Origin of the sequence: Amycolatopsis sp. (assembly GCF_025464955.1) — a bacterium.
GTDB lineage: Bacteria > Actinomycetota > Actinomycetes > Mycobacteriales > Pseudonocardiaceae > Amycolatopsis.
The window spans coordinates 73,190-83,431 of the sequence record NZ_JAODNM010000097.1 but is presented as its reverse complement, the minus strand read 5'-3'; the positions used below and the strand labels follow the sequence as shown (position 1 = coordinate 83,431).

The window sequence follows — 10,242 nt, the reverse complement described above, 5'->3', positions numbered from 1 at the left end:
CACGCCGACGCTCTCGGTGGCCCGCCGCCGCAGCGCCTCGATCAGCGCCGTGGGCCCGGTGTCCACCCGCACGCTGACCCGCCGCGACTGCTCGTCCACCACCGGCTCGTCCGAACCGACCTCGGCCAGCACCTGCCGGGCCAGCTGTAGCTCGCTCGGCTCAGCGACCACCAGTTCCAGCCGCTCGCCGCCGGTCTGCGCTTTCAACTCGTCCGCGGTGCCCTGGGCGATGAGCTTGCCCCGGTCGATCACCGCGATGGTGTCCGCGAGCCGGTCGGCCTCCTCCAGGTACTGCGTGGTCAGCAGCACGGTGGACCCCTCGGCCACCAGCCGCCGGACCACGGCCCACACCTCGTTGCGGGCGTGCGGGTCGAGCCCGGTCGTGGGCTCGTCCAGGTAGAGCACTTGAGGGCGGCCGACCAGACTGGCGGCGAGGTCGATGCGCCGCCGCATCCCGCCGGAGTACGTCTTGACCGCGCGCCCCGCCGCGTCGGTCAGTTCGAACTGTTCCATCAGCTCGGCCGCGCGTGCCTTGGCGTCGGGCCTCGACAGGTCCAGCAACCGGCCGATGAGGACCAGGTTCTCGGTCCCGGACAGGTCCTCGTCGACCGAGGCGTACTGCCCGGTCAGCCCGATCATGCCGCGCACCCGCACCGGGTCCTTGACGACGTCGTAACCCCCGACCGTCGCGTGCCCGGCGTCCGGGCGCAGCAGCGTCGCGAGGATCCGGACGGCGGTGGTCTTGCCGGCGCCGTTGGGCCCCAGTACCCCGACGACCTGCCCCTCCGGCACCTCCAGGTCGACCCCGCCGAGCGCGACGGTGTCCCCGAACCTCTTCACCAGGCCTTCGGCCCTGATCGCATGTGACATGGTTCCTCCTCCTCTTCGGCTCAAACTCTGGAGGAGTGCGCTGCCAGCCCGCGCACAGCGCGCTGTCAGCTCCGGAGAGTGCGCTGGCAGCCGCGCTCAGTGAACGGGAATCGTGGTAGAAATCGGACTATGACCAGGCGTGTGGTTGCTCGGGAGCTGCGGAATCTTCACGCCCTCTGGCTCTTCCTGCGGCGCGGGAGCGATGTTCCCGAAGATGGTGCCGCCATCCACTACAGCGCGCAGATGCGGCCGATCTTCTGGGTCTTCCTGGTGCTCAACCCGCTCGAGCTCGTGCTGGTCGAGTTCCTGGTCACGAACACCGTGGCGCGTCTGGTTCTCCTCGTGGCGGGAGTCCTCGGCACTGTCTGGTACGTCTCGCTGCTCGCTTCGCTCTACAAGTGCCCGCACTCCATCGACCCGCGAGTCCTGCGGCTGCGCTATCTGACGTCGTTCGACCGGGCGATCCCGCTCGGGGCGATCGAGTCGGTCAAGCCAGTGCTCAGGTCGTATGAGCAGGCCAAGACCGCAGCCATCGTCGACGGCGGTCTCGTGCTGCAGATCGACAAGTCGACGAACGTGTCGATCACCTTGACCGAGCCGCTGGCGGTCGATCTCGGTCGGCATGGAAAGCATTCGGTGGTACAGATCGACTTCTGGGCAGATGACCAGTACGGCGCCGTCCGGCTTGTCCACGAACGGCTGGCTGTCCACTGACCCGAATGCCAGGGTGTCAGGTGTCGGCACCTTCGCCAACGGGTACCGCGACGTCGGTGGCGTGGGTGTCCGACGACAACGGCGTCACCGAACGGACCGTCGTCCTGCCGCAGGCACCGGGCGAGAACGGCGCGGAAGGCCCGCATTCGGTCGCGGCCGACGGCGACAACCTGCTCGCGGTCGCGTATTCGGGGCGGTACCCCGCAGGTCTGGGCCTCCGTGGACGGCGGTGGCAGTTGGACGTTCTCAGCGTTGCCGACGCTGCCCGTCGATTCCGAAATCAACGGAATCCAGTGGGTCGCCGGCCATTGGCTGCTCTACGGCATGTCGCAGGACGGACTCGCGCCGAACGCGCCACTGCTGCTGACCGGTTTGCCCGGGAAATGGACCATCGAGAACCGGCGGAGTTCGGCAAGGGCGGCATCACGGGAGGAACGGTCGACCGGGCGGGGAACCCGGTCCTGATCGGGAAGACCTACGAGCCGCACATCGAGAAACAACGCACGCGGTACTGCTCGGTCGTGTGGACCCGCGATGGCAGCGTCTGGAAACGCGGCGATCTCGGCTGCGGCGAGAGCCCCGCGACCGTGGTCACCACCCTCGAGGACGGCCGTGTGCTCGTCGCCGGGAACCGGGACTTGTGGCTGCGTCCATAAGATCGCGGTATGACAGAGCCAGTCGTCCGGACTCGCCGCCGCTGGGTCACCGTGGTGCTGGCGGTGGTCGCGGTGCCGTTCGCGCTGCTCACCGCGTCGCGGCTGCTAGGGATCGACGTCGATCGCGAGGTTCTCGCCGCGCTGGCTTTGACGCCGTATGCGGCCGTGGGCGTGCTCGTTCTCGCGGTGGTGACGCTGGTGTTGCGTCGATGGTGGACGGGCGCTGTCGCGGGGTTGCTGGCGGTCACGTTGACCGTCCTGGTCGCGCCGCGCCTGTTCGCCGCTGACCAGCCGCAGGTGTCAGGGCAGCGGTTGCGAATACTCGCGGCCAACCTGTACACCGGCCAGGCGGATCCGACGGCGCTGGTGAACCTGGTGCGGGACAACAAGGTTGACGTCGTGAGCCTGGTCGAGCTCACGTCGCGGGAGGTCGCCGCGCTGGGCACGGCAGGCATGTTCGCGCTGCTGCCGTACCGGGTGTTGCATCCGGGGCCAGGCAACACCGGCTCGGGCCTCGCTTCGAAGTACCCGTTGACCGAGCTCGCGCTGTCCGGCGCGTCGACGGCGAAGGAACCGAGCGCGCAGCTCACGATCGGCACCGCCAACGTGGAGATCGTCGCCGCTCACCCCGTCGCGCCGACCTGGAGCGTGCCGATGTGGCGTTCGCAGTTCGCGGACCTGCCGAAGGCCGATTCCGCGACTCTGCGCATCGTCGCCGGCGACTTCAACGCCACGTTGGACACTCCTGAGCTGCGCAAACTGCTCGATTCGGGGTACGTCGACGCGGCCGACCAGCGCGGCGACGGGCTACTGCCCACCTGGCCGGACGGGCTGTTCCCGCCGCCGGTGACCCTCGACCACGTACTCGCTGATCATCGGATCGCGGTCACCGGCTTCCGAGTTTTCGATGTTCCCGGATCCGACCACGACGCCGTCTACGCCGAGCTGACGTTGCCCTAGTGCAGCACGGCGTCCAGCGCGGTCAACGTTTCGAGCGCGCCGCCGGTGAACGAGACACCGCGGCCGTGCCGGACGTCGGCTTCCCTCGGGTTGATGCGGATGAGCGCGCCGGTCGCCGCGGCCGACAGTTCGGCTTGCCGACGTACGGTGGGCACGGCCAGTCCGGCGCCGATTTCGACGACTACCAGGTCGCGATGGGCGCGCCGCCACGAGTTCAGCTCGTCGAGCTGCGCCTGGCTGCGGCTCGGTGCCCAGTCGTAGTCGTCGAACATGAGGATGTTCGGGCGGGCCAGCCCGCCGCAGTTCGGGCAGGACGGCAGCGGCCGGTGGGCGCGCAAGGACTCGGCGTCGAACAGGACGATGACGTCGTCGGCGGACCAGATCGCGCCCGTGCAGCGGTTCGCGCACTGGAGGTGGTGGATCGATCCGTGCACCTCGGCCACGTCGGAGAACCCGGCACGCTGGAACTGACCGTCTACATTGGATGTGAACACCCGGGTGCCGCCGGGCATCGACGCGCCCCAAGCGTGCAGCAGGGAAAAACCCTTGTGGGGAACGGTTTCGCGATACAGCGCGAGGCGGTGACCGTAGAAACCCCAGGCAAGTTCGGGATCCTGGGCGAAATGCCGCGGGTCGGCGAGCTCCTCGAAGCTCACGCCGAGCCGCTCGTACGGCGGGTACGCGCGCCAGAAGCCTTCGGTGCCGCGGAAATCCGGCAGGCCGGAATCGACACCCATGCCGGCCCCGGCGCACACCAGCAACGCGCCCGCCGAGGAGATCAGCTCGGCGGCGCGGTCAAGCTCGGTTTTCACCCAGCTTTGGGACTGCTGCTTTGGACGACCTCGAACTCCAGCAAGCCCGACCCGGTGCCCACCGGCTTCGCCCGCTCGCCCGAGTGCGCCTCGCGTGCGGAGCCCTTCAGCCAGTTCTGGAAGTCCTCGTCGGTCTCCCAGCGCGTGTAGACGAAGTAGCGCGTCTCGCCGGCCACCGGCTTGAGCAGCTCGAACCCGAGAAAGCCCGGCTCCGCGTCCACCGCGCCGAGTCGTGCGGCGAACCGCTTCTCCAACTCTGGGCCGGACCCGTCGGGAACCTCGATTGCGTTGATCTTCACGACTGCCATGCCCCCAGCGTACGTCTGGTCCCCGAGCTACGAGAACCAGCTGGCGGCGTCGAGGCGGTAGCCGTTGACGGGGGCCATCGTGCGCAGTGCGTCTTCCAGGTCACCCAGCCGTTTCGAGCCCAGCGACTCGGCCCAGCGCGCTCTCAGGTGGTCGAAGATCGCGGCCGACCGGAGTAGCGAGTCGACGCCGCGAGGGGTGAGGCGCACGACTTTGCGTCTGGCGTCGGACGTGTCGTCGATGCGCTCGGCGTAACCGAGGTCCTCCAGCTTGTCCACGGTCTTGCCCGCCGCCTGCTTGGAGACGCCGAGCCGACGCCCGATCTCGCTGGCCGTCGCCCCTTCGCGGCCGATCGCCTGCATGGCGAAGCCGTAAGCCGGGCGCACGTCGGGGTGTCCCTGGCGGGCGAGCTCGGCGTGTAGCTCGTCGATGAGCGTGCGGAAGCCGCCGAACAGCAGCAGCGGTAGCTCGAAGCCGTTTACGGGCTTGCCAAAATCGACAACCTGGTTTACCTTTTCGCTAGCCTTTCCGTCAATCACGTTGTCGAGTTTACCCAAGGAGACCTTCAGATGTTCGTCGACCACACCGTTGAATCCGCACCAGCCGCCGCCCGCCGCTCGATGGAGGCCACGATCAGGCACCGGGGCTACCTTCCGGCCGCGGTGGCGCGGCTGGCGACCTCGCCGCACCTGCTGGACGGCTTCCTGAAGATCAGCGGGATCTTCGAGACCACCACGCTGGACCCGGTCGCCCGCGAGGTTGTCATCATGACCATCGCGACCCGCAACGAATGTCACCTCTGCGTCGCGATGCACACGGCGAAGCTGACGTCGCTGGGAGCGGCTCCGGAACTGGTCGAGGCCCTGCGTGAGCAGCGTCCGCTCGGGGACGGGCGGCTGGAGGCGATCCGGGTGTTCACGCTCGACGTCGTCGCGGCCGCCGGCGATGTCGGTGACGACAGGCTGCGGGCGTTCCTGGCGCACGGTTACACCACGCAGAACGCGCTCGAAGTCGTTCTGGGCATCGGCGCCTACACGATGTCTACGCTGGCCAACCGGCTGACGAAGGCGCCGATCGATGAGGAACTGGCCTCGCCGGTGCCCGCGAACGGCTAAGTTCGGGACCATGACTCGTCCGGTACGCGAACTCGCCGACGCCTACGTCGAAGCGCTCGTTGAACTCGATCCGCTGGCTGCCACCTATCTCGGACGCAGGTCCGATCGGATGCCGGACCTCTCCCCGGCAGGCCAGGAGGCGCGGGACGCGCTAGCGCGCGAGACGCTGACGCGGCTGGCGTCGGTCGAGCCGTCGGATGAGGACGACCGCCGGTGCGCGCGCCTGCTGCGGGAGCGGTTGGAATCCGGGCTGGCCGTCAGTGAGTCCGGCGAGCACCTGCGGCTCGTCCGGAACCTCATCGGCCCGGTGCAGGGCGTGCGCGGGGTCTTCATGGCCATGCCGGCGGAGACCGCCGACGACTGGGCCGACATCGCGCGGCGGATGGCGGCCGTCCCACAGTCGTTGGCCGGCTACACGGACTCCCTGCGTGAAGGTGCCCGTCGCGGCCTGTTCGCCGCGCCGCGCCAGGTCGAGACCAACATCGAACAGTTCCGCGAATGGGGCGCCGGAGCTGGTTGGTTCGCCGATTTCGTCGCGAAGGCAATGGTTTCCCCAGGCCTGCGTGGCGAACTCGACAAGGCGGCGGCCTTGGCGAACCAGGCCGTCGACGACCTGCAACAGTGGATGGCCGAGGAGTATTTGCCGCTCGCCGAGGGAACTCCAGACGCTGTCGGCGAGGAGCGATACCGGCTGCTCGCGCGGCAGTGGACGGGTAGTGACCTGGATCTGCGGACGACCTACGAGTGGGGTTGGGCGGAGTTCCGGCGGATCGAGCGCGAAATGCGCGAGCAGGCCGAGCGTGTCCTGCCCGGCGCGTCGGTGTCGGAAGCCATGCGACACCTGGATCAGCACGGCGAGGTCGTCGAGGGAGTCGAGGAGATCCGCCTGCGGCTGCAGCAGATGATCGACCAGGCCATGACCGACCTCGACGGCACGCACTTCGACCTCGCCGATCCGGTAAAGGTCCTGGAAGCGCGGATCGCTCCGGCAGGCTCGGCCGCCGCGCCGTATTACATGGCGCCCGCAGCCGACTTTTCGCGCCCGGGCCGCACCTGGCTGCCGACACAGGGGAAGACCAGGTTTCCACTGTGGACACTCGTGAGCACCTGGTACCACGAGGGTGTGCCCGGACACCATCTCCAGCTCGCGCAGTGGGCGTACGTGTCCGAGCAGCTGTCGATCTACCAGACCGCCGTGGGCAAGATCAGCGCCGCGACCGAAGGCTGGGCGCTGTACGCCGAGCGCCTGATGGACGAACTCGGCTACCTCACCGACCCCGGTTCGCGGCTCGGTTACCTGGAAGGGCAGTCCATGCGGGCTGTACGGGTGATCATCGACATTGGCATGCACCTGAAACTGGCCCTACCCGACGACGCGCCGCTGGCGCCCGGCGAGACCTGGACACCCGAGCTCGGCACCGCGTTCTTCCTGGCCAACTCCGGCCGCGACGAGGCATTCGTGACCAGCGAGATCACCCGCTACCTCGGCATGCCGGGCCAGGCCATCAGCTACAAACTCGGCGAACGCGCCTGGCTTGCCGGCCGCGATGCCGCCAGCGCGAAGCCGGGCTTCGACCTGAAGTCCTGGCACATGGCCGCGCTTTCGCAGGGCTCCCTGGGCCTCGACGACCTGACCGAGGAACTCGGCCGGCTCTAGGCAGCCTTGCTGCGGTTCGGCGGCTGATGGCCGACCTGGACCTGGTCTACGGTGCGCTCGACTTCGTCGTGCGGCCGGACGGGGAATGGGTCTTCCTCGAAATCAACGCGGGCGGCCAGTATGGGTGGATCGAAGACGAGACCGGTGCCCCGCTGACCGGCCAGCTCGCCGACCTGCTCGCCAAGGGGGAACTGTGAAGTGGGAATCCCATGCGCTGGGAGCGCCTCGGCCTGACAGGGCTGCCGGACGGCTTCCACCGCCTCTGGCTCGACGACCCAGACGGGGATTTCCGCTGGACTTTGCCGAGGCGCTGAAGGTCGACGTCTCGGTAGGCTCGCAACTCGACGGCGAGTTGCGGTAGTTAGGGGTTGCAACGATCGCAACTCGACGGCGAGTTGCGGTGGGTATGGCTTGAGCGGGAGGGAGTCGGGGTGAGTGAGCGCGAGGGTGTGGTCTCGTTCGGGGGTGAGGGGCCGCCGATCGTGGTGCTGCACGGGTTGATGGGCCGCGCGCGGACGTGGTGGTCGGTGTCGCGCTGGTTGACGTCGTACGGGCACGTCGTCGGGCTCGACGCGCGCGGGCACGGGCGGGGGCCGAAGGTGGGGCCGTGGAACACCGAGCAGTTCGTCGAGGACCTCGCTGACCTGGTCAAATCGCTCGACGCGGGGCCGGCGGTGCTCATCGGGCATTCGATGGGCGGGCTGCACGCGTTGGCGACGGCGGCGACGTATCCGGAACTGGCTCGCGCGGTGGTCACCGAGGACATCGCCCCGGACCAGCGCGGCCGGACGGTCGACACCTGGCGGGCGTACTTCGATTCCTGGCCGCCCGCGTTCGATTCGCTCGCCCACGTCCGTGAGTTTTTCGGCGGTACCGGCGACTACTTCACGGAGTGCGTCGAGGAACGCGCCGACGGATACCACCTGATGGCGAATCTTGAGGACCTGTACCAGATAGCCGCCGAATGGGGACTGCGGGACTACTGGTCCTTTGTGGACAAATTGAGTTGCCCGCTGTTGGTCGTCGAAGGCGAGCACACCGCGATGCCGGCCGGTCAGCAGGCGGAAATGGCCTCGAGGGCGGCCGGTGGACGGCACTTGATCGTCGCTGGTGCCGGGCACGTAGTCCACGAGGACGCGCCCCAGGAGTACCGAGGCGCTGTCGAGGCTTTTCTCAGCGACGTCCTGAAGCGCTGAGCTTGTACTTCCAGGCCTGGGTACTCTGCGTCGTCGGTGTGATCAACGGCCAGATGTCCGAGCCGAGGAAGCCGGTTTCGTCGGTTTGAGTAGTCGCGTAGCACGGTTGCGGGACAACGCCCAGTGCGCTTACGGCATCCTTTGTGGACTGTCCAAACACGCCATCCGTCGGGACGTTGAGGCCCTGTGCGCGCAGTAGACGTTGCGCGGTAAGCACGTTCTGGCCGGTGTCGCCCGGCTTGAGCAGAGGCCACTCTGCCTGGTCAGTCACGGCGACGCCGAGTTGCTTGCCGACGGCCGTCCGCAGTTCCGGCAGCCGGTTGTAGAGGACCTGGCCGCAGCATTCCGTCGAGTTGAAGTCCCGGTGTCCCTTGATGAACGCCGGCGCGATCCTGTACTGGTGCGCGATATAGGTGACCAGTTGCACCAGCGAGTTCCACAGCGCCACCGGGACGTCGACCGTGCTGTACAGGCCTTCGTTCTCGATTCCGAGGCATTCGCTGTTGTGGTTGGCGACGTTCGCGCCCTGGACGTGCTGCGTGCCGCCGCGCAGGATTTCGAGGCTGCGGTGCCTGCCTTCGGTGACGAACCCGCCGCGGCTGTTGGTGAACTGCTGGCCCGTGTCGATCCAGCCGTTGGTGTCCATGTGCAGGTTCTGGATGTCGCGCGAGATCTGCAGCGCGTGGGCGAGCGAGTAGTCGGTGTTGTTGCCGGGGTCGACAGTGTGGTGCACCACGATGTACGTCGGTTTGTGGTTCTCGACGACGATCGCGGCCGTCGCCGTCCGCGCGCCCCACTCCGCCGTGCTGTAGATGCGCGGTGTGGTGACGGCACTGGCCGTCCCCGCTGTCAACGTCCCGAGCGCGCCTGCCGCCGTCACGGTGAGCCCGGCGCGGAACAGTGTGCGGCGATCAAACCCCAGTTCGGCCATCCGCAGAAATTACGCTCGCGTCCCCCGTTTCGCCAGACCTCCACCAACTTTCGTCGTAACCCGTTAGTGTTCCCCGGGGAGAGCGAAGAGGTCGTGCGGGGTTTGCTCGACCAGGCCGTCGGCGAGCAGGGAGTCGAGGCAGCGGTCCCGCTGGCCAGGCTCGTGCCAGACCAGGTCCAGCCTCGCCTTTTCCACCGGGCCCGACGTCCCGCGGAGCACGTCCAGCAGCAGCCCGCGGACCTGTCGATCGGTCCCGGCGAACTTCTGCACTACCTTGGCCGGACCCGCGTACTCGGGACGGCCGGCGTGCTGCCACGCACAGTCGGCGTAGATCGGGCAGTCCGCGCAACGTGGTGAGCGCGCGGTGCAGACCAACGCGCCGAGCTCCATCAGCGCCGCCGAGAACCTTGCCGCGCGGGCGTTTTCGAGCGGCAGCATGACCTCGACGTCGGCCATGTCGCGGGTGTTCGACGGCGGCCCGGCATCCCCGGCGCCGTGCACCGCGCGCGCCACCACGCGCCGGACGTTGGTGTCGACGACCGGAGCCCGCTGGCCGTAGGCGAACGCGACGATCGCGCGAGCCGTGTACGCGCCGATGCCCGGCAGCGCGAGCAGGGTGTCGACATCGGACGGGACGACGTCGCCGTGCTCGGTGGCGATGACCGTCGCGGCGGCGTGCAGGCGAAGCGCGCGTCGCGGGTAGCCGAGCTTGCCCCAGGCGCGCAAGACCTCGCCCTGGCTCGCGGCCGCCAGCGCGGACGGCATGGGCCAGCGTTCGAGCCATTCGTGCCAAATCGGCTGAACTCGAGCCACCGGAGTCTGCTGCAGCATGATCTCGCTGACCAGCACGCCCCAGCCGGTGCATTCCGGCTCCCGCCACGGCAGCTCGCGGCCGTGCGTATCGAACCAATCGAGAAGGATTTCAGGGGAAACGGGCACCCGCAAGAGACTAACTCGTGAGTGTTCCGGCTCGGCCGGGTGCGGGTGTCCAGCAGGGCACAGTTAGGCGCCGGAACACTTACGAG

The 10,242-nt window shown here is 68.3% G+C and carries 13 protein-coding genes; 7 read left to right on the top strand and 6 right to left on the bottom strand.

The genetic code is table 11. From position 1 onward, the window contains the following. Positions 1–870 (bottom strand): ATP-binding cassette domain-containing protein (locus JWQ81_RS23535; protein ID WP_297544664.1); only part of this gene is annotated, 870 nt, incomplete at its 3' end. Positions 871–999: 129 nt separating this feature from the next. On the opposite strand from JWQ81_RS23535, the gene JWQ81_RS23530 reads away from it, so the two are divergent. From JWQ81_RS23530 to JWQ81_RS23520, 3 genes are read left to right on the top strand one after another with little or no spacing between them, the layout of a single operon-like run. Beyond that, the gene (locus JWQ81_RS23530; RefSeq protein WP_297544663.1) at positions 1,000–1,584 is read left to right on the top strand and encodes a hypothetical protein; all 585 of its coding nucleotides are present in this window, start codon (positions 1,000–1,002) and stop codon (positions 1,582–1,584) included. A gap of 20 nt (positions 1,585–1,604) precedes the next feature. After that, positions 1,605–2,240 (top strand): hypothetical protein, encoded by a 636-nt coding sequence (locus JWQ81_RS23525; RefSeq protein ID WP_297544662.1) that lies wholly within the window; start codon positions 1,605–1,607, stop codon positions 2,238–2,240. A gap of 9 nt (positions 2,241–2,249) precedes the next feature. Then, positions 2,250–3,200, top strand: coding sequence for an endonuclease/exonuclease/phosphatase family protein (locus JWQ81_RS23520; protein WP_297544661.1), 951 nt, complete (start codon positions 2,250–2,252; stop codon positions 3,198–3,200). On the opposite strand, the gene JWQ81_RS23515 is transcribed toward JWQ81_RS23520, so the two are convergent. The 3 genes from JWQ81_RS23515 to JWQ81_RS23505 are packed head-to-tail and all read right to left on the bottom strand — an operon-like array spanning position 3,197 to position 4,854. Then, positions 3,197–4,012, bottom strand: coding sequence for a Sir2 family NAD-dependent protein deacetylase (locus tag JWQ81_RS23515; protein WP_297544660.1), 816 nt, complete (start codon positions 4,010–4,012; stop codon positions 3,197–3,199). The genes JWQ81_RS23520 and JWQ81_RS23515 overlap by 4 nt on opposite strands. After that, positions 4,009–4,320 (bottom strand): antibiotic biosynthesis monooxygenase, encoded by a 312-nt coding sequence (locus tag JWQ81_RS23510; protein WP_297544659.1) that lies wholly within the window; start codon positions 4,318–4,320, stop codon positions 4,009–4,011. Before JWQ81_RS23510 ends, JWQ81_RS23515 begins: the two co-directional genes overlap by 4 nt. Positions 4,321–4,347: 27 nt before the next feature. Further along, a complete protein-coding gene (locus tag JWQ81_RS23505; protein WP_297544669.1) occupies positions 4,348–4,854 on the bottom strand; it encodes a MarR family transcriptional regulator in 507 nt (168 codons plus the stop codon). A gap of 33 nt (positions 4,855–4,887) precedes the next feature. On the opposite strand from JWQ81_RS23505, the gene JWQ81_RS23500 reads away from it, so the two are divergent. The 4 genes from JWQ81_RS23500 (at position 4,888) to JWQ81_RS23485 (ending at position 8,286) form a co-directional block, all read left to right on the top strand. Further along, a complete protein-coding gene (locus JWQ81_RS23500; RefSeq protein ID WP_297544658.1) occupies positions 4,888–5,433 on the top strand; it encodes a carboxymuconolactone decarboxylase family protein in 546 nt (181 codons plus the stop codon). A gap of 10 nt (positions 5,434–5,443) precedes the next feature. Further along, positions 5,444–7,090 (top strand): DUF885 domain-containing protein, encoded by a 1,647-nt coding sequence (locus JWQ81_RS23495; protein WP_297544657.1) that lies wholly within the window; start codon positions 5,444–5,446, stop codon positions 7,088–7,090. 26 nt (positions 7,091–7,116) lie between these two features. After that, positions 7,117–7,287 carry a hypothetical protein gene (locus tag JWQ81_RS23490; protein WP_297544656.1) on the top strand — a complete coding sequence of 57 codons (171 nt, stop codon included), beginning with the start codon at positions 7,117–7,119 and terminating at the stop codon, positions 7,285–7,287. 234 nt (positions 7,288–7,521) lie between these two features. Next, entirely contained in the window at positions 7,522–8,286 is a 765-nt protein-coding gene (locus tag JWQ81_RS23485) for an alpha/beta hydrolase (protein ID WP_297544655.1), read from the top strand. On the opposite strand, the gene JWQ81_RS23480 is transcribed toward JWQ81_RS23485, so the two are convergent. Beyond that, complete coding sequence (locus JWQ81_RS23480; protein ID WP_297544654.1) at positions 8,264–9,217, bottom strand: N-acetylmuramoyl-L-alanine amidase; 954 nt, start codon at positions 9,215–9,217, stop codon at positions 8,264–8,266. The two genes, JWQ81_RS23485 and JWQ81_RS23480, sit on opposite strands and share 23 nt — an antisense overlap. A gap of 63 nt (positions 9,218–9,280) precedes the next feature. Beyond that, entirely contained in the window at positions 9,281–10,156 is an 876-nt protein-coding gene (locus JWQ81_RS23475) for an A/G-specific adenine glycosylase (RefSeq protein ID WP_297544653.1), read from the bottom strand. Between the last annotated feature and the right edge of the window lie 86 nt (positions 10,157–10,242).

Bases quoted from the DNA above. Each gene is read 5' to 3' on its own strand.
- JWQ81_RS23530 (WP_297544663.1), top strand. From the start codon at position 1,000: ATGACCAGGCGTGTGGTTGCTCGGGAGCTGCGGAATCTTCACGCCCTC.
- JWQ81_RS23520 (WP_297544661.1), top strand. From the start codon at position 2,250: ATGACAGAGCCAGTCGTCCGGACTCGCCGCCGCTGGGTCACCGTGGTG.
- JWQ81_RS23510 (WP_297544659.1), bottom strand. From the start codon at position 4,320: ATGGCAGTCGTGAAGATCAACGCAATCGAGGTTCCCGACGGGTCCGGC.
- JWQ81_RS23500 (WP_297544658.1), top strand. From the start codon at position 4,888: ATGTTCGTCGACCACACCGTTGAATCCGCACCAGCCGCCGCCCGCCGC.
- JWQ81_RS23495 (WP_297544657.1), top strand. From the start codon at position 5,444: ATGACTCGTCCGGTACGCGAACTCGCCGACGCCTACGTCGAAGCGCTC.
- JWQ81_RS23490 (WP_297544656.1), top strand. From the start codon at position 7,117: ATGGCCGACCTGGACCTGGTCTACGGTGCGCTCGACTTCGTCGTGCGG.
- JWQ81_RS23480 (WP_297544654.1), bottom strand. From the start codon at position 9,217: ATGGCCGAACTGGGGTTTGATCGCCGCACACTGTTCCGCGCCGGGCTC.